Raw genomic sequence first — 19298 nt, forward strand, 5'->3', positions numbered from 1 at the left:
GACCTTTTTATTGCTTTAGTGTAGGGGTTGAACCTATGTGTTCACCCGTCTGTATCGGGCTGACACATAGGTCTGCCCCTACGACTAAAAATATAGCATTAAATATTTTATACTGCTTATATTGTTTATTTTTGCAGGACTTACTTTAATGGAAATGAATAAGAATATACTGAGACTTGCCATACCCAATATTATTTCGAATATAACAGTGCCCCTGCTAAGTATGGTGGATATGTCTATTGTAGGTCACTTAAGTCTAGAAGTTTATATCGGAGCCATTGCAACAGTGAGTATTATCTTCAATTTTATGTATTGGAGTTTTTCTTTCCTAAGAATGGGTACCAGTGGCTTCACTGCTCAGGCTTATGGTGCCGAGAATCATAAGGAAACCGCTACCATATTACTCCGCTCTCTATTGATTGCTTTTGCAGCAGGATTATTAATCATACTTTTTCAGAATATTATATTTGATGCAGCCTTTAGGGTTATCAAGGCAAGCAGCGATGTTCGGCTATATGCAGGTAATTATTTCCATATCTATGTGTGGGCTGCACCTGCCGTATTGGGAATGTATGCTTTTTCGGGTTGGTTTGTGGGAATGCAGGATGCCCGAACTCCTATGTATATTGCAATAGCGGTTAATATAATCAATATAAGTCTGAGCCTGGTGTTTGTATATGTTCTGAATATGAACATCGAAGGTGTTGCTTTGGGCTCAACCATAGCACAGGTGATGGGCTTTTTAATAGCCTTTGTTATCTGGTATTTCAAATATAAGGGAGTGAGAATGAATATGGACTTTAACCGATTAAAGAATATTGCTGCTTTTATACCTTTCTTTCGGGTGAATACAGATATTTTTCTTCGTACGATGTTACTTATTGCCGTAACAACATTTTTTACATCTTCGTCTGCGAAGATGGGTAACACTACACTGGCTGCGAATGCCTTATTGATGCAGATGTTTACCTTATTCTCCTATATTATGGATGGCTTTGCCTATTCGGCAGAAGCTCTTACAGGTAAGTACATAGGAGCAAGGAGGCACGACGTATTAAAGAAGTTGATTAAATATCTTTTTCTATGGGGTACACTTCTAGCCGTATTCTTTACTTGTATCTATGGGTTGTTTACGGATGAAATATTGCAATTATTGACTAATAAAGCAGATGTTATTGCCGCTTGTAAAGAATATCAGATCTGGGTATTACTTATTCCCATTGCCGGATTTTCAGCATTCCTCTGGGATGGTATTTTTATCGGGGCAACGGCTTCGAAGCAAATGCGAAATTCTATGTTTGTAGCTGCTGCTTGCTTTTTTGCTATTTATTATTCGTTGTATGATAATTGGGGGAATAATGCTCTTTGGTTTGCCTTTATTACTTATTTAGGAATGCGTGGTATAATGCAGGCTTTTCTCTATAGAAAGATCAGTGCATCGTTTAATCAAAATTTACAGGAGGAACTTTACCCATAAGACTCAGTATTTTTGCTTTCCTCTTCTGAATGTAATTCGATGGTTTTGCCGAATTGAATCTCTTCGGATTGGGTAGGGTAGCAGCTATAAGGGCACATTCTCCTGCCGTAAGCTTATTTGCCGATTTATTGAAATGTTTTTGTGCAACGGCTTCTGCTCCATATATATTTTCTCCCATTTCTATGGAATTGAGATACACTTCCATAATTCGTTTCTTACCCCAGATAAATTCTATCAGTACTGCGTAGTAGGCCTCGAGCCCTTTTCTGATATATGATTTTCCATGCCAAAGGAAAGCATTTTTTGCAGTCTGTTGAGTAATGGTACTGGCTCCACGCAATCGTTTCCCCTTTTCGGCTTCGTCCTGTGCTTTTTCGATTTGTTTAAAATCGAATCCCGAATGATCCATAAACAGGTTGTCTTCTGAGGCTACAACTGCTAGAGGTAGTTTTGGAGAGATTTTATCCAGAGGAACCCATGTATGTTCGCATTCTATCTTTCCTTCTGTAAACAGCTGAGTAATATTATTCGAGACCATATATGGAGTGTAATATACAGGCACAAATTTAAATATTACAACTTGTAATATGCTAAGCAGAAAAAGACAAATAATAATATTGCGAACCCATTTCCAGAATCTCTTCATTGCCGGCTTAAATTGCTAATCAGAAAATAAATTATCTTAAACGCAAAGAACGCAAAGACGCAAAGATATTCTTTCTTTACTATCATGCTCTCTCTTTTACCCCCCCCTCTCTCATCAGAAAAGGGTTGGGATGAGATATCTTTAACTCTGATGCAAAAGTAGTAAATTATCACCTATTTGTGACAAGCCTTGAGTAACACTAAATATTTAATGCTATGTTTTACTTATAGGGGCAGACCTTAGAATAAGAATTGTAGCTGAGAATATACAACGTTCGAATTGCGCGCTCCCCATTGTGTAGAGTAGTCCGAATATGTATAATTTAATTGTACCCTGCATTGCTGAAAGAAATAGTAATTGGCTCCAATTGTGTAATCAATTACTTCTGCATTAGTATTTTTATTCTTGTTGTAATAGTCGACTTTGCATGTTACGTTCACTTTCTTAGGTACAACATTATAAAGGGCTGTTCCATATAAACCCTCTTTTTTGATGCCTCCATCATTACCGTGCAGCCATTCGGCACGAGCATAGAATCTGTTTCCTCGATATTCGGTACTCAACGCCCAACGGTCTCTGACATGAGTAGCTACCGGGATATCCGGAGATAAAGTGTAAGTTGCTGCACCGAAATATACACTACCTCCAAAGCGGAATCCTTTTATAGGCTGTAAAATTAATTGTGCAGAGAAATCTTTTTTATTATCCTTTTCAGGAGAAGATATTCCCGATCCTTGGAATACACCGATCCCATATTCCATCAGGTCATAACCTTTCATATTTATTAAACTTCCCGACGCATTAATACCGATATCACGTCCTCCGTTATTTCTGCCATTTTGAAGTTTCATAACATCATCTGCCATACTGGCAAGACTTGAAATAGACCTCGTGTTATAGACTGTCTCCAGCTGAGTTAATGAAAATTGATTTTCTATAGTGAAGGGTACCTTCATCTGCCCTACCTTCAGGTTGAAAGCATTCGAAGGAGACCATATTCCGTAAAGTTCATGAATTAAAGGGTTTACGAAATCTGCCAACACCGTATATCCTATATTGTTATATAATTTACCGTTCATACTAATGAAAACAAGTCTGGGGTTTAGGTCATGTTTTATAGGTAAAACATCACTATATTTATACATTAGAAGGGCATATCCTCCAAAATTCAAATAGGGAGTATTAAAAGCTTCTCTGATCTTCTGAGGAATAAGCGTTGTTTCATTATTTGTTTTTTCAGGCTGATTTTTCAGTATAATCTCATCAGCTTCTTGCTGAGTCAGTACTTGCTTTTCTACTAATTTTCGAAGTAAGGTTGTATCTGCATCCTGTGCATATGTGACTAGAAATGAAAGAAATAAAAATAAGATGATGAATAGTTTTTTCATAATCGTATAGAATGAAATAAATAAGTGGCGCTAAATATTTAATGTAATGTTTTACCGGCATAATAACTATCTCTAGTTGTTCTGCTTACCAAATGAACATAAAGGTATTCGACCTTAAGTGTGCGAACGTACAAAAGTACTAAGATCTTTTTTTATTATCTATACCATATAGAAGGTATCTATTGTGTTTTTTCTAAAAATCGAGCATTTATAATGATTTGTCAGTCGTTTTTTATGAATACAAGTTATTGGATAGTGTGTAATGATAGAATAATGTTCAAGATTACTACTTCTTTGATGGGATTACACCTGAATTGAAAGATCGTATGTTGTTACTTTTAGAAGTATTAGATTTCATGCCTTACTTGTAAATGAAAAACGATACAATTTCGACGTATACAAACAGAGCGGGTATCGAAAAGATAACGCTATCGAAACGATCGAGAATCCCACCGTGTCCGGGAAGAATATTTCCCGAGTCTTTAACATTCAGAGTTCTTTTGAAAAGAGATTCTATTAGATCGCCTAAAGTGCCAAAGATGATCATAATAAGAGCGAATCCGATCCATCCCCATAAAGGGAGTTGTGTGAAATAGTTTGCAAATATAACGGATGCGCCGATAGCGAATATTGCTCCCCCGAAAAAGCCTTCCCATGATTTTTTAGGTGATATGCGTTCAAACATACGATGCTTGCCGAATAAAGAACCTGTGAGGTATGCAAACGAATCGTTCACCCATATAAATACAAACAAAGCCAGCAGGAATGCGTAGTGATACGCTCCATGATTCATATCGTAGCCAAAAGCCAGATAACTGAGTAGAGAAAGGGGGATAGCCAGATATATTTGCCCTAATGCTGCATATGCAAGTGATTGGATGGGATTAGTACGTTTTAAGTATAGTTCTGAAATGAATAATGATAGAACATAAATGCCATAAGGAACCAGAGTTATGAGGAATTTATCAGCAGAAGAGAAGAAGAAGTATCCGCCAATAAATAGAAGTAAGCCGCCTAGGGTATTTAGGATTCTGCTTAATTCTGCATTTTGAGTTTTACAAAGTAATCCGTAGAATTCATATAGAGCAAGTACTGTAATCAGCGAAAATACTATCAGAAAGGAATATTGATTATATAAGATGCCACCCATTAAGACGGCTATAAATACGATACCGGTTGCGATACGGACTCCGAGATTTTTTATATTCAACACTTATTTGATAGTTTTTGTGTATGTAATCAGATTACAATATTAATATTATGTTGTGCTCTTATCTCTTGTTGTCGTGTATATTCTGCTTTTGAGCAATATAAGATTCGAGATTTTGGCATTACGAGTGCAAATATAATAAAAAAGGTATAGTTCGTGAAAACTATACCTTCTTTGTTTATCTTTTAAGTTACTCAGATTGATTCTCTTCTGCGATTATTCCCGGAGGAGAACTGATTTCAGTTTCAGTCTGTGCTTCTTTTTCCAGCTTTTCTTTCTCTTCCGCTTTAGCCGTGTTATGGTCTACTTCCTTTTGGATTTCTTCTGAACGAGATATCCATGGACGTGTACCAAATATATCTTTTAAATCGGTAGCGAAAATAACTTCTTTTTCGAGTAGTAAATCAGCCAGTTTGTTATGACCTTCAGTATGTTCTCTTAAAAGTTGTTTTGCTCTTTCATATTGGCTGTTGATCATCGCCTGTACTTCTTTGTCGATCAGTAGCGACGTTTCTTCGCTATATGGTTTGGTAAATCCATAACCCTGCCCCGAAGAATCATAGTAGCAAATGTTAGGCAACGCATCACTCATACCCATGTATGAAATCATGGCATACGCTTGTTTGGTTACACGTTCCAAGTCATTCATCGCACCCGAAGATATGTGTCCGATGAAAACCTCTTCTGCAGCACGTCCTCCCAGTAATGCACACAATTCATCAAGCATTTGCTCTTTGGTTGTGATCTGTCTTTCCTCAGGAAGATACCAAGCTGCACCCAAGGCTTTACCTCGTGGTACGATTGTTACTTTCACTAATGGATCGGCATGTTCAAGGAACCAGCTTAGCGTGGCATGGCCTGCTTCGTGAATAGCTATCGTTTTTCTCTCGTTGAGAGTTGTTATTTTGCTTTTCTTTTCAAGTCCTCCGACTATACGGTCGATAGCACTTGTGAAATCACCCTCTGTAACCACTTTCTTTCCGTTACGTGCAGCTATTAAAGCAGCTTCGTTACAAACGTTGGCTATGTCGGCTCCCGAAAATCCGGGTGTCTGGCGTGAAAGGAATTCCAAATCAACCGAATCGTCTATTTTAATTGGGCGAAGGTGAACTTTGAATATTTGTTTTCTATCATTGATATCCGGTAGATCAGCATAAATCTGACGGTCGAAACGCCCTGCACGAAGTAGAGCCTTATCGAGAATATCGGCACGGTTAGTTGCAGCAAGTACGATAACTCCACTGTTTGTCCCGAAACCATCCATTTCTGTCAATAACTGATTCAATGTGTTTTCGCGTTCATCGTTAGAACCCATGTTAGGGTTTTTACCTCTGGCACGACCTATGGCATCTATCTCGTCAATGAAAATGATACAAGGTGCTTTTTCCTTGGCTTGTTTAAACAAGTCTCTTACACGAGATGCTCCTACTCCCACAAACATTTCAACAAAGTCAGAACCTGACATCGAGAAGAACGGTACATCTGCTTCGCCTGCTACGGCTTTAGCCAGTAATGTCTTACCTGTTCCCGGAGGGCCTACAAGTAGTGCACCCTTAGGTATTTTTGCTCCGATTTCGGTGTATTTGGTCGGGTTTCTAAGGAATTCAACCATCTCTTCAAGCTCTTCTTTAGCGCCTGCCAATCCTGCCACATCTTTAAATGTGGTTTTGGCATCGGGAGAAGCTTTGTCATACAACTGAGCTTTTGATTTCCCTACACTGAATACTCCGCCACCGCCGCCGGAACCACCTCCCGACATACGACGCATAATATATATCCAAAGACCTATAAGTAATACGAAGGGCAGTAATCCGACGAGAATATCGGTGAAATCACTTCCTGTTTCGTAGCTTACATCAATTTTATTCGAACTGTTTGCAATTACTTTGTCATAGAAATCAGAAAATTTGTCAGCCGAAGGAATACTAACTATTATAGAAGGGTTTTTACCCATCTTGGCAGCACCTTCCTGAAAGATATGTTGTGCGGAATCAGGGCGTACGAATGCCTGAAGTTCGTTTTTCTTGTTGAATACAACAATCTTTTCTACATAGTTTTGTTCAGTGTATTTTTGGAAGTCAGACCAACCCACTTTTTTCACTACAGCATCTTGTGAGAAGAAGTATATTCCTATGATAGACGCTAATGCAATAATGTATATCCAGTAGCTTGACACAGGAATTTTAGGTCCTTTTCCGCCCTTCTGAAGTAAATTTTTGTTATCTTTTTTTTCCATATAGTATAATCAGGAACTAACTAATTGTTTATGTTTTTTAGATGTTCTGTTCCGTGTATGAATAACATCTAGAAAAAATGATTGTTCATTCGAAGAGATTAATCTATATCCGGAATTCTTTCAAGCTTTGCATCAGCCCATAGATGTTCCAAGTCATAAAAATCTCTCAATTCTGGTATAAAGACATGAACAATAACTGTGCCATAATCAATTCCTACCCATCTTGCTTCACGCAAACCGTCAGTAGTAATAGGCCTGTCCTGTACTTTCTTCTTAACACTGTTTATTATCTCATCTGAAATAGCTGAAACCTGCATCGGAGTATTTCCGTCGCAGATTACAAAATATTTACAGATAGCACCCGGTAATTCGGATAGGTCGATGGTTACAATGTTTTTAGCTTTTTTTTCCTGGCAAGCAGCAATTATGTGATTTACTAAATTTTTTACGTCATTCATTATTTGAGGATCAATTGTTTTAATTTTAATGTTATACTTTTTCAAGTGACTAACAGAAAGGATTTAATGTTGTATTTAAGAATCATAACAGTCAATTGTTGTGCTTACCAAAGCAATAAAAAGGTCTGAGACCTTATAACAATTTGAACATGTTATATTCGAAAACAGCAATTTTTAGATCGGAGACCTAATAGGGTACAAATATAACTGTTTTTTTATTAATGTGAGTCAAGGTTTCATTTATCTATATAGTATGGATGCAATCAATTACAAGTTTGTAGAAAGGTTACACATTCGGTTTGCCGGTCGATTTGGTGTAGTAGTCCCCGTTTGAATAGTGGTAGTTTCCGTTTTTATTTTATAATACGGTGACAAATATAAAGTGCGCATGCGGTGTTACTTTTGTTACTTTTGTAACCTTTTAATGGGATTTTGATTCACAGTCAATGATTTAAATAAATCGGATAGATTGTGTGTTTTGTTACTTTCTTGAGTACTTGATGTATACTTTTTGTAGTACTTTTATGATTCGGAAAAAGATACTCTTGAATTGCGAAAATATAATTAAGAAATATGGGTTCATTCGATTTAATCACAATAGTAGGTCCGACCGCCTCAGGTAAAACCTCCTTTGCCTGTAAGTTAGCTTATGATTTGAATACGGAGATCATTAGTGGAGATTCGCGTCAGGTGTATAGAGGAATGGATATCGGAACAGGGAAAGACTTATCGGACTATATTGTTGATGGAGAGCCAATACCATATCATTTGATAGATATTCGTGATGCGGGATATAAATATAATATATTTGAATATCAGCACGATTTTTATCAGGCATACATCTCTATCAAAGAGCGTAATAAGATTCCCGTTTTGTGTGGCGGATCGGGTTTGTATATTGAATCTGTATTGAAAGGGTATAACTTAATTAATGTACCCGAGAATAAAGACCTGCGTAAGCAATTGGAAGGTAAGTTATTGCCTGAGTTGACTGCAATGTTGGCTTTATATAAACCTTTACACAATACTACCGATGTAGATACTGCTCAGCGAGCAATAAGAGCGATTGAGATAGAAGAGTATAAAAATAAAAATAATGCGGATTGCAACGAATATCCTCCATTAAACAGCCTTATTGTCGGAGTTGATATTGACAGGGAACTCAGACGGAAACGAATTTCGACACGATTAAAATCAAGACTTGAAGAGGGTATGATCGAAGAAGTGCAATCGCTGCTTGATGCTGGTATTGCTCCCGATGATATTCTGTATTATGGTTTGGAATATAAGTTTGTGACTCAATATCTCCTGAAAGAGATCACTTATGACCAGATGTATTCAGAACTCGAGATTGCCATACATCAATTTGCCAAACGTCAGATGACTTGGTTCAGAGGTATGGAGAAACGAGGATTTCATATACATTGGATAGATGCCACTTTGTCCGATAACGATAAGGTCGAGAAAGTTAAATCACTGCTCTTGCTTCAGTGAATTAGGCAGTACCACAGGTATACTGTCTCTTTTTGCATTCAGGTATTTTATACGCATCTGTGCTTTGTCCTTTGCTGTGGCTAAACTGTCGCGTTGCAGCATTAGTCTGGAAAGCTGATAAGAGTCTTTGATAGCTTTCTTTTGAACACTAGCGAGAGGGAATGAAGTTGAGTTTTTCCCTTTCAAAGTAACAGTAAGTGGTGCATCTGTATTTGTGGAGATAAAATTAGCCAGACCATTGTCATGAATAGAGGTTGCCTGTATTATTTCGTATTGCTTACCCATATGGCTGAATCTGAACACAAAACCGTCTCCTTCTATTGATAAGCTTTCTGCAAATTCACCGTCTTTGGTACTCACTCGTATTGTGTTATGTAATTGTCCTCCTATATATACACTTTCTATGTACATGGAGCCATTATCGTTAACTCCCGATCGTAACATTGTAGATGCAGGTGTATTACTTGAAACTGTTTTAGGTATATAGACTCCATAGTCATCGTCTTTTTCTTTTCTGTAAATAAACAATTTCTTGATAGAATCAATCTTGGGCTGATATATGACGATTAACGAGTCGCAGTCTGTGATCTGTCTTTCGTCCGAAGCTCTTCGTACTTCCTGCTTTAAAGCCAAGGCATCCTTTATCTCCTGAAAAGCTTTCGGAAATAGAACTTGAATACTATCTATTTGCTGAAGAGCAGCGTTGTACTCTCCTTGCTCATATAAGGTACGTATATTATCAAGATACTGAATTGCTTGCGGATCTTTTTTATCTCCACATGAAACTGCTGTGAGAATCATTGAAGATAGTATAAAGGCATATATAGACTTTTTCATAACCGATGTGTTTTTTACAAAAATAATATTATTTTGCGGCAAGTACGTCTTATTGTTGTAATTTTGCAGCAAAGGTCGCAGACCTTTTTTATCTATTGTAGGGGCGAACCTATGTGTTCGCCCTGAATCGGGCAGACACATAGGTCTGCGCCCTACAAATAAAAAACAGAGGAATAAATATTTAACGTTATTTGATGCATTTAGATAAAGAATATATAGATAAGCATTTTTCGGGGAAGATATTTGATATAATAAGCGAATGTGCCGATGAGATGGGGTTAGAGTGTTACGCTATCGGAGGATACGTAAGAGATATATTCCTGCATCGAAAATCGAAAGATATAGATATTGTAACAGTAGGTAAAGGTATCGATTTGGCAGCGGCTGTTGCTAAACGATTGGGAAGACCTACAAAACTGTCCGTTTTTCAGAGCTTTGGAACTGCACAGGTTAAGCATAAAGATATTGAAGTAGAATTTGTAGGTGCTCGAAAAGAATCGTACGAAAGAGGTTCACGCAAACCTTTTGTAGAGGATGGTACCTTGGAAGACGATCAGAATCGACGCGATTTTACAATTAATGCTTTAGCTATTTGTTTGAATAAAAACAGATACGGTGAGCTTCTCGATCCTTTCGGTGGATTGGAAGATATGGAGAATTGTATTATTCGTACGCCTCTCGATCCGGATATAACTTTCAGTGACGATCCATTGAGAATGATGCGTGGAATTCGTTTTTCCAGCCAGTTGGGCTTTGATATCGAAAGTAAAACGTTTGATGCTATAAGCAAGAATAAAGAACGAATCAGTATAGTTTCGCAAGAACGTATTATTGACGAGTTGAATAAGATCGTCTTATCACCTAAACCCTCGATCGGGTTTATTCAATTGGATAAAACGGGATTACTCGAGTTGATATTTCCCGAACTGCTCGCTCTGAAAGGTGCTGAAACCAAAGATGGGATAGGGCATAAGGATAATTTTTACCATACACTTACTGTGCTCGACAATATCTCAAGAAAGACAGATGATTTATGGTTGCGCTGGGCAGCTATTCTGCATGATATAGCTAAGCCTGCAACAAAACGTTGGGATCCTAAATTGGGGTGGACTTTCCATAATCACAACTTTGTAGGGGCGAAAATGACTCATAGTATATTTCGCCAGATGAAGCTGCCGCTGAATGAGAAAATGAAATATGTTCAGAAGCTTGTGGGTTTGCATATGCGTCCGATTGCATTGGTCGAAGATGTGGTTTCGGATTCGGCTGTCAGAAGATTACTATTTGAAGCAGGAGATGATATTGAAGATCTTATGACTTTGTGTGAGGCTGATATCACTTCGAAGAATCCCGATAGAGTACGCCGTTTTTTGAAGAACTTCGAGATTGTACGTCAGAAAATGAAAGACATTGAGGAGAAAGATCATGTTCGTAATTTTCAGCCGCCTATATCTGGTGAGGAGATTATGCAGATATTCAATATACCTCAAGGGGCAACGGTTGGTCGCTTGAAGTCATCTATAAAGGATGCTATTCTGGATGGGGTAATACCTAACGAATACGATGCTGCTTATAAATACTTGGTTGAAAAGGCTGAGGCTCTAAGTTTGAAGCCTGTAAATTAAAGGTATACCGATAAAAATAAAAGGCGATAATGGAATTCCATTATCGCCTTTTATTTTTATGTTATTGAGTTTCTTCTCTCCAATATTTTGTGAACAACTTCTTTGTCTACTTCAAGATCAAATTTACGGGCAAAGAAATGAGAGCTGTTTATAATTGTATCGTAATCGTCTATCCTGAGAGTTCGCGGGTGTTCAGGACCTTTGCCCCAGTCTAGATATGTGATATGTTCATTCTTTGTTTCGCAATCGGATGTTGCTAGTATGGTTTGCAGCCATAGTTCATCGGCACAGAAGGAGTATTTGAATGTCTTTAAGTATTTCGGGTTCCTCTCGGTGAAATATAATAAATGTTCCACTGCATCATGGCGCAGGATAAACCAGGTTGAACCGCCATAGTATTCGAGATCTTTATATAAAGGCCTGCGCAAATTATACTTCCGTTGGTTCTTTTTTATATTGCATATAACTTTGCGTTTTAATCTGTCCAAAACACGATTTCCGACTATGTCGGATTCCCAAAAAAGTTGAACCCTGTCAAAACCACCATTGAATTTCCATTGAGGCAGAGGTAATTTGTCAGAAACAACATAGCTTATATCTTCTTCTTTTAATCTACGTTTAATAGCCTCATTAGATATTAGAGGCAGATCTTGTGCACTGATTAATATATAGAACCGGTATTTATTTTTATATGCCTCACTAAATAGAAAATGAGGACAAAGTATCTGGTTGTATCCACTCCAAATAATATTGTATTGAGAGTAGAATTTCACATCAGGATATTTAGCAACGAGCTCGTCCTTGTCTATCGTTGATTTAGTATCAATATGGATATACAGATCAAAATCGCCAATCAGATTATTGATAAGCAGTTCTAATTGTTCCTGGTTTTTATGAGCCATGATTAAAATAGCGACTTCATTCATAGGAATAATATCTTAAGTTCGCAGAACTATTTATTGCTTTGGCTGGGCAAAACAGCGATAGGTTGTTATGCCTTTAAAATGTATCATTAAATATTTTCTTTTACTTATCTTAATTGAACATATCGTCAATACCTCCCCCTTGCTGTATGTCTGCGGCATTCATAAGAACCTCTTCTGTAGCCGCCCCTGCACATGGATTTGGATTTCCCGCAACCTTACTGAATTGGTCTTCTGTCGAATATCCCAATGTTGGATCAGCATATACTTTTTGCATAAACAATCCGAAAATAGGAAGAGCCATGCTCGCTCCTTGTCCCTGAGCTGTTCTGTCGAAGTGTATAGAACGGTCTTCACCTCCTACCCATGAGGCTGTTACTAACCTTGGAGTAAATGCCATAAACCAACCATCGGAGTTGTTCTGGGTTGTACCTGTTTTACCTCCCATGGGCCCCCGTAAGTTATATCTCCATCTTATTCGTCCACCTGTACCTCCGTCCATAACGGCCCGAAGCATATCCAGCATTTTTACGGAAGTCAACTCGTTGAATACTTCCTTCATTCGAGGCTCGAAGTTTGCTATAACATTTCCATGAGTATCCTCTATGCGGGTTACATATGTGGGTAGTGATCTGATTCCTTTATTGACGAAAGCGGTATAAGCTCCTGCCATTTCGGCAACCGACACATCAGGAGTACCTAAAGCTAAGGATACTACAGGATCGATTTTCCCGGTAATACCGAAAGAGTGAAGTGTACGTACAAAAGAATAAGGTGACGTTTGTTTCATCAGATAAGCTGTTACCCAGTTATCGGAATTCTGTAATCCCCATTTGATGGATACCATTTCTCCTATCCTAGCCGAGTTGGCATTACGTGGAATCCACTCTTTGCCATCTTCCGTAATAAGTACCTGCTGCACGTGGAGCATCTGATCACAAGGCGTCATGCCCTCTTCCATAGCCAATGTGTACAGGAATGGTTTTATTGTAGAACCTATTTGTCTGCGTCCTATATTTACCATGTCGTATTGGAAGAATTTAAAATCTATCCCGCCGACATAGGCTTTAACCTGCCCGTTTGCCGGTTCCATAGCCATAAATCCGGCACGAAGAAAACCCTTGTGATAGCGTATCGAATCCCATGGGGTCATTGTCGTATCAACGTCTCCCGACCATGAAAATACTTTCATGTCGGCAGGTTGTTTGAAGACTCTCACTATTTCGCTTTCGGAATAACCTTCTTTTTTCATGTTGCGGTAACGATCCGATACCTTCATTGATTTGTAGATCAAAGAATCGGCTTGCTTTGCAACGCTTGAAGAGAATGGAGCATAAGAGCGTCCTTTTTTCTCTTTGTCGAATAAAGGTTGCAGGTCTTTGCCTAGATGCTCTTTCATAGCTTCTTCAGCATAGGTTTGCATCTTTGAATCTATGGTTGCATATATTTTTAAACCGTCGGTATATAAACTATATGGTTTGCCATCTGCTTTTTTATTTTTATTGCACCATCCGTATAAAGGGTCGGTTTCCCATGATAGAGAATCCAGACTATATTGTTCTTTTTGCCATGATGCATAATTATCGGGATCGGGTTTTTTTGCCGTCATTACTTGCCGTAAGTATTCACGGAAATAAGGTGCTAAACCGTCTTTATGGTCTACTCGTACATAGTCTAGAGTGAGAGGTAATTGTTTTAAAGAGTCTAGCTCGGCTTTAGTGATGTAGTTCGATTTGTACATCTGCTCCAGTACCACATTCCGACGCCCTTTTGTGGCGTCAGGTCTTCTTTTAGGGTTGAAATGTGAAGGGTTCTTACACATTCCGATAAGTGTTGCAGCCTCTTCTACTGTAAGGTCTTTCGGCTTTTTATTAAAGTAGACCTTTGCTGCCGACTGAATGCCGACTGCATTATTAAGGAAGTCAAATTTGTTGAGATACAAATTGATAATTTCTTCTTTTGTATAATTTCTCTCCAGTTGTACTGCAATAACCCATTCTATTGGTTTTTGCAGAACCCTGTCGATAACATCATCAACGGGTGGAGAGTATAGTTGTTTTGCTAATTGTTGAGAGATGGTACTACCTCCACCTCCACTTTCCTGCTGGAAAATAACACGTTTAACAACTGCACGCCCTACGGCATATACATCTATTCCCGAGTGTCCGTAGAAACGGGCATCTTCGGTGGCAACCAGAGCCTCTACCAGATAGGGGGATAATTCGTCGTAACTCGAATAGATTCTGTTTTCTTTACTTTGAGAATATGTTCCCAGTAATTCATTATCTCCGGAGTATACCTGAGAAGCATATTTATCAATAGGATTTTCAAGGTCTTCAATAGGCGGAGTATAACCTATTGCACCTGTGGCAATGAGTGTGAAGATTGAAGCAGTACATAGTATTATGGCTATGAATACTATCCACAGAAATTTAACAATCTTATTGGACTTATTACTTGTATTTTTCCCTTTTTTCTTTTCCTGTTTACTCATATAGTCTTAAAAACATAAATAAAAATCGATTTGTCGATTGATGTTTTAACCGTGCGAAAGTAATCAAAAACAATGAAATATCACAAAAGATTGATTCACTTTTATAAAAGCTTAGGATAAGGAGATTCGACTTCATCTCTTTTTTGAGTCGGGTTTAAAAACCTTTTATGTAGAATTGCAATCCTTATTTCATATCCATTCTATAGACTAAGCAAGGATAACTGATGTTGCAACGAATAATAAAATAAATAATTTCTTCATCGCGACTGTTGTTAATTAGTGTTTGTTTTGAAGTTTGCTGCAAATGTTAAATATTCCTTCTATATCCTAGAAGGAATATTTACAGATTGTCTAATACCTTTAGGATACTGTATATGTCTTTCGTATCCGTTTTTTATCTTAGTTTAAGATGCAGAGGCTATGGGTCTTTTCTTCTTTGATTTCTTTAAGTTCTTTCTATAAAACATATAATATCCCGTAAGAGGTAACGTCCCACCTATAATACAAGCTAAGCATGTAAGAATACGTATTACAATCCCACCAACTGCTCCTACGTGTAGTGCATATGCCCATGACATTATTTTAGATACAGATTTCTGCTCGGCAAAAAGATCGGTTTTTAAAACTTCGCCGGAAACGTTGTCCAGAGAATACTTATCTGTAGCTCTCAGATGTGGTGCAGATTTGTCTAAAACAGTAGCCGCCCCGTCTGATATTATTATATATTCGTTATTTGGTACTTGTTTAGTTAAGTTATCCAAGGCTGCTTGCCACGATTGATAATTGATTTCTCTGGGCTTCTTATCTTCTTTATTGCCCTTGCCTCCTCCGCCTTTACCTTCTTTGCCTCCTTTTTCGGCAGGAATTTCTACCCCGAAGAGTTTGCAGACCCCATTTCGATACCATTCAAAAGACCACATTAATCCGGTTAGTGCCGATATTAAAAGAAATATGCAGACGTATATACCAAGGCTAACATGGATATCGTGGAGGAATCGTTTGAGTCCTGATTTTGTCTTGATAGTAAATCGGCTTTTCAGTTTCTTTTTGTCAGTAGGGAACCACCATACAAGGCCACTTATAAGGATAAATACAAATAATATAGTGGTAATACCAACAGTATATTTGCCCCATGTGCGTGATCCGTCCATCAGCCATCTGTGTAATGACATCATGGTGAAGAAAAAGCTGTCTCTGAAACTATATGTTCCTTTCAAATCGCCTGTGTATGGATCTACAAAAGCCGAGATGCGGAATCCATCGGTAAGTGATGCTACGTAAGTTCTTTCGGGATTTGAGCTTACTTTTATGCTTGCCACTGTATTATCTTTGAGTTGTGCGTTGACAATAGGTATAAGTTGATCTACCGGAATTTTTGTTTCTTTTACTTCTTTTACGAAATAACGTTCAGGATAGTACGATTCGAGTATTTCTGTTTCAAATGAGAGGATAGCACCTGTTATACAAATTATTGTAATTATTAAACCTACGGGGAGAGATAGCCATAAGTGTACTTTTTTGAAAAATTTTCTGGTTGTCATTGAGCTTAAGTAAAATTTAAAATTTGATGTATGAGCTTTGATTACGCTCATATGAAAGCAATAAAAAAATCAGTGACATAAAAAAATGAACCGATGTTATGAATGGTTATTCAAAACATCGGATACACTTTGTCATTAAGTCAGTAAGTTATATTTAAAGTCGTATATTTATATTATAACATGAGCAAAGATAGACCTAAACTCATTATCGGGCAATCGCAATAAATGATGAATTTCTATGATCTTAATCACTATTAATGGTGATTAAAAAAACAGTCCGCTATAATTAGCGGACTGTTTTTATTTATAGATTTTAGCCTTTATCTTTTTAGAACTGATAAGATACGATAGCTGAAAAATTGCGAGGGTCAATCTGATTTATGTATCCGCCACGATAATAAGAATTGTAACCTAACTCATCAAATACATTATTGAAGAATACACGAGTCGTTACAGGACCGTAAGTATAAGACAGCTGTACGTCTACTGTGGTAAAAGCAGGCATATCAAAAGGTCTGGAACCAATTAAAGATCCATGTCCGTCAGGTTGTAATGAAAAGTCATTAACAGGACGCTCCCCTACATAGTACGCTCCTGCTCCTATTGAAAAACCTTTCAAAACACCTCTGTTGACCTCATATTGTGCCCATGCATTAGCTGTGTGCCTAGGGGCGTTCATGGGTGCTGATCCGTTTTTAAAAGAAGGACTATCTTGATATCTGGCATTTAGATACGCATACCCTAGCATTACCTGAAGATTCTCAAGAACACGTCCGTTCAATTCAACTTCAATACCATCTCTTCTTAAGTTACCTGCTTTTAGAAAGAAGTCGGAAGCTACAGTTGCTCCTTCTTCATAATAGGGATTCGCTAAATTATCGGTAAGAATATTGAAATAAGTGAAATTGAAACGTAGTCTGTTGTTTAGCCAATCAGATTTAATACCTACCTCGAATTGTGTTGTTTTAGAAGCTCCTGCTCTCGTAATGCTATCGTTTAGGATATATCCTGCATTTCTCAAACTTGTGCTTGTGGTATATGAACCGAAAACATTTACGTTCTTAAGAGGGGTGATCATGATACCTAACATTGGGTCCCACGCATCTTCAATAGTTGGTCCTGCATCGGATGTTCCTGTAGCTAGAGCATTTATGGTTGATATGCTGCTATAGCGCACGCCCAATATCGCTTTCAGGTACTTGTTGATCGTCATGACTTCCTGCCCCATAAATCCGTATGTGGTATATTTATTGATTGCAGGAGTTACACTTTCGGGGTTTTTAAATGTCGTGTCTTGTCGCGAATTATTAATATTATTCGCAGTTACATCTATAACATCAATTTTTACAGACCCTAGATTTCGTGTAGTAGCTTCAGCTATTCTGTAATCGAAACCAAGCTGAAATGTATGCTTTATCGTTCCGGTATAAACATCTTTACCTATGAAGTCTAATTGGAATGTAGAGTTATTGTCATCCCGAAGATTACGTGATAAGCTTCTTTGTCTTTTATTATAATTCTTCTTATCCGAAACAGCAAGCCCTGTACTTGTATTGTCTACATTGTAGGATGAACCGAAATAGGCTGCCCTGATACTTAGATTATCGGTTAGCTGGCGATTAAGCCGAGCAGAATATGTAGTTACTTCGGTATTCACATTATCATTCTCAAAACCGAGAAATTTATTATGTGGCATATCGTATAATGCTTCAACACTATCTGCTGCTAAATTAACGGTACTGGTTACAGGTGTTCTGTTTTCATTCAGGTAATCAAGTTCGAGATTAACCACAGTCTTACCATCCGGACGCCATTCGAAAGAGGGATTTATATAAACTCTGCTCATAGATACTACAGGCCTGTAGTTGTCTGCCCTTTCGTAGGCTCCGTTTATTCGAAATGCTGCTGTTTTGCTTTTGTTTAGTACAGACTGAACATCAAACGTCGGGCGGAATTGTCCCCAGCTACCTGCTCTTAAATCAACTTGACCGGCATTGATAAATTTAGGTGTTTTGGTAACTACATTGATAACCCCGCCGGCGTTGCCCAAGTCGGAAATAACCCCTTGTGTTACGGCTGCCGACCCTTTTATCATCTGTATGCTCTCTACTCCCTGCATATCGGCTACACCTGCCGCTGTTTGGAATTGGGAATCTATACGTACTCCATTCTTTAAAACAGGGATACCACGGAATCCACGAGCCGACATACTTTCTTTCACACCACCGTATGACCCGAACAGGGTTACTCCCGGTACATTTCTCAGTGCATCTGTGATGGTCAAGGCTCCTTGTTCAGCGATCACTTTTTCCGAAATTACAGATATAGTTTGTATTTGTTCGCTTGGGCGTAATGGCATACGCGTAATTATATCCAGCTTTGCGGGTTGCTTAAAACGTTCTCCGAAAACTTCAACCTCGCTAAGCGTATTACTTCCTTGTAAATCGTAGCGAAGAGTCTGCTGTGAATGTTCTGTTATTACTACTTCTTGTCTTTTTGAATTGTATCCAATAAAACTTGCTACTATAGTAAATGTACCTTTAGGAAGATTTCTAAATCTGAATTCTCCTTCATCGTTTGTAAGAGTCGAATAATTAGTTCCCTCAATCACAATCGTTGCTGAAACGAGAGGATCTCCGTTTTCATCATAAACATTTCCTCTCACTCTTTGTGCTGAAGCATATGTTATACATATGAAAAGCAAGAAGAGTGAAAAATAGACTTTTTTGAACATGGTTTTTATTTATTGTTTAGTTAAAATTGATATAAATTAGAAAAGAGTTGCAAAGTTCAAGATTCGAGACTTTAGAGTCAATCACCATAAATAATGATATTGTATGTCAATTATAGCTTAATCTAGGTATTGGGTATAAATATTATCTATTAATAAGAGTTGGGTTCTATGAAATGCATACTCTTATACATAAATGCAACTTCCCTTTTGTAATTCTATGCAGTTTGTATTGAAA

The 19298-nt window shown here is 37.9% G+C and carries 13 protein-coding genes; 3 read left to right on the forward strand and 10 right to left on the reverse strand.

The features are described from left to right. The first annotated feature begins 154 nt into the window (after window positions 1-154). Window positions 155-1477, forward strand: coding sequence for an MATE family efflux transporter (locus tag CLV62_RS02890; RefSeq protein WP_110309491.1), 1323 nt, complete (start codon window positions 155-157; stop codon window positions 1475-1477). Here CLV62_RS02890 and mtgA read toward each other — a convergent pair. From mtgA to rsfS, 5 genes are all read right to left on the reverse strand, one after another. After that, window positions 1443-2123, reverse strand: a complete 681-nt coding sequence (gene mtgA / locus CLV62_RS02895; protein WP_110309295.1) for a monofunctional biosynthetic peptidoglycan transglycosylase — start codon at window positions 2121-2123, stop codon at window positions 1443-1445. The two genes, CLV62_RS02890 and mtgA, sit on opposite strands and share 35 nt — an antisense overlap. Before the next feature lie 239 nt (window positions 2124-2362). Then, window positions 2363-3511, reverse strand: coding sequence for a porin (locus tag CLV62_RS02900; RefSeq protein WP_110309296.1), 1149 nt, complete (start codon window positions 3509-3511; stop codon window positions 2363-2365). Between the two features lie 361 nt (window positions 3512-3872). Then, window positions 3873-4724, reverse strand: coding sequence for a phosphatidate cytidylyltransferase (locus CLV62_RS02905; RefSeq protein ID WP_245903981.1), 852 nt, complete (start codon window positions 4722-4724; stop codon window positions 3873-3875). 187 nt (window positions 4725-4911) lie between these two features. Further along, entirely contained in the window at window positions 4912-6957 is a 2046-nt protein-coding gene (gene ftsH, locus CLV62_RS02910) for an ATP-dependent zinc metalloprotease FtsH (RefSeq protein WP_110309297.1), read from the reverse strand. Window positions 6958-7055: 98 nt separating this feature from the next. After that, window positions 7056-7415 carry a ribosome silencing factor gene (gene rsfS, locus CLV62_RS02915; protein WP_110309298.1) on the reverse strand — a complete coding sequence of 120 codons (360 nt, stop codon included), beginning with the start codon at window positions 7413-7415 and terminating at the stop codon, window positions 7056-7058. Window positions 7416-7988: 573 nt separating this feature from the next. Between rsfS and miaA the strand changes: the two genes are divergently transcribed. Continuing rightward, window positions 7989-8909 carry a tRNA (adenosine(37)-N6)-dimethylallyltransferase MiaA gene (gene miaA / locus CLV62_RS02920; RefSeq protein ID WP_110309299.1) on the forward strand — a complete coding sequence of 307 codons (921 nt, stop codon included), beginning with the start codon at window positions 7989-7991 and terminating at the stop codon, window positions 8907-8909. Here the strand turns inward: miaA and CLV62_RS02925 are convergent. Beyond that, a complete protein-coding gene (locus tag CLV62_RS02925) occupies window positions 8889-9746 on the reverse strand; it encodes an outer membrane protein assembly factor BamD (protein ID WP_146212685.1) in 858 nt (285 codons plus the stop codon). The two genes, miaA and CLV62_RS02925, sit on opposite strands and share 21 nt — an antisense overlap. A gap of 194 nt (window positions 9747-9940) precedes the next feature. On the opposite strand from CLV62_RS02925, the gene CLV62_RS02930 reads away from it, so the two are divergent. Continuing rightward, window positions 9941-11371: a CCA tRNA nucleotidyltransferase gene (locus tag CLV62_RS02930; protein WP_110309301.1), complete on the forward strand. Its 1431-nt coding sequence runs from the start codon at window positions 9941-9943 to the stop codon at window positions 11369-11371. A gap of 56 nt (window positions 11372-11427) precedes the next feature. Here CLV62_RS02930 and CLV62_RS02935 read toward each other — a convergent pair whose 3' ends face one another. From CLV62_RS02935 to CLV62_RS02950, 4 genes are all read right to left on the reverse strand, one after another. Then, entirely contained in the window at window positions 11428-12273 is an 846-nt protein-coding gene (locus tag CLV62_RS02935) for a beta-1,6-N-acetylglucosaminyltransferase (RefSeq protein ID WP_170120005.1), read from the reverse strand. A 133-nt stretch (window positions 12274-12406) separates the two neighbouring features. Beyond that, the gene (locus CLV62_RS02940; protein ID WP_110309303.1) at window positions 12407-14788 is read right to left on the reverse strand and encodes a transglycosylase domain-containing protein; all 2382 of its coding nucleotides are present in this window, start codon (window positions 14786-14788) and stop codon (window positions 12407-12409) included. A gap of 404 nt (window positions 14789-15192) precedes the next feature. Next, window positions 15193-16329 (reverse strand): PepSY-associated TM helix domain-containing protein, encoded by a 1137-nt coding sequence (locus CLV62_RS02945; RefSeq protein ID WP_110309304.1) that lies wholly within the window; start codon window positions 16327-16329, stop codon window positions 15193-15195. A 328-nt stretch (window positions 16330-16657) separates the two neighbouring features. Beyond that, complete coding sequence (locus CLV62_RS02950; protein ID WP_110309305.1) at window positions 16658-19063, reverse strand: TonB-dependent receptor; 2406 nt, start codon at window positions 19061-19063, stop codon at window positions 16658-16660. Window positions 19064-19298: the final 235 nt, after the last annotated feature.

Origin of the sequence: Indolivaga alginatilytica, from assembly GCF_003201355.1 — a bacterium.
GTDB classification, from domain to species: domain Bacteria; phylum Bacteroidota; class Bacteroidia; order Bacteroidales; family Dysgonomonadaceae; genus Dysgonomonas_A; species Dysgonomonas_A alginatilytica.

Excerpts from the sequence above, each read along its gene's own strand:
- CLV62_RS02890 (WP_110309491.1), top strand. The coding sequence starts at position 155 with ATGAATAAGAATATACTGAGACTTGCCATACCCAATATTATTTCGAAT.
- mtgA (WP_110309295.1), bottom strand. The coding sequence starts at position 2,123 with ATGAAGAGATTCTGGAAATGGGTTCGCAATATTATTATTTGTCTTTTT.
- CLV62_RS02900 (WP_110309296.1), bottom strand. The coding sequence starts at position 3,511 with ATGAAAAAACTATTCATCATCTTATTTTTATTTCTTTCATTTCTAGTC.
- ftsH (WP_110309297.1), bottom strand. The coding sequence starts at position 6,957 with ATGGAAAAAAAAGATAACAAAAATTTACTTCAGAAGGGCGGAAAAGGA.
- rsfS (WP_110309298.1), bottom strand. The coding sequence starts at position 7,415 with ATGAATGACGTAAAAAATTTAGTAAATCACATAATTGCTGCTTGCCAG.
- miaA (WP_110309299.1), top strand. The coding sequence starts at position 7,989 with ATGGGTTCATTCGATTTAATCACAATAGTAGGTCCGACCGCCTCAGGT.
- CLV62_RS02925 (WP_146212685.1), bottom strand. The coding sequence starts at position 9,746 with ATGAAAAAGTCTATATATGCCTTTATACTATCTTCAATGATTCTCACA.
- CLV62_RS02930 (WP_110309301.1), top strand. The coding sequence starts at position 9,941 with ATGCATTTAGATAAAGAATATATAGATAAGCATTTTTCGGGGAAGATA.
- CLV62_RS02935 (WP_170120005.1), bottom strand. The coding sequence starts at position 12,273 with ATGGCTCATAAAAACCAGGAACAATTAGAACTGCTTATCAATAATCTG.
- CLV62_RS02940 (WP_110309303.1), bottom strand. The coding sequence starts at position 14,788 with ATGAGTAAACAGGAAAAGAAAAAAGGGAAAAATACAAGTAATAAGTCC.
- CLV62_RS02945 (WP_110309304.1), bottom strand. The coding sequence starts at position 16,329 with ATGACAACCAGAAAATTTTTCAAAAAAGTACACTTATGGCTATCTCTC.
- CLV62_RS02950 (WP_110309305.1), bottom strand. The coding sequence starts at position 19,063 with ATGTTCAAAAAAGTCTATTTTTCACTCTTCTTGCTTTTCATATGTATA.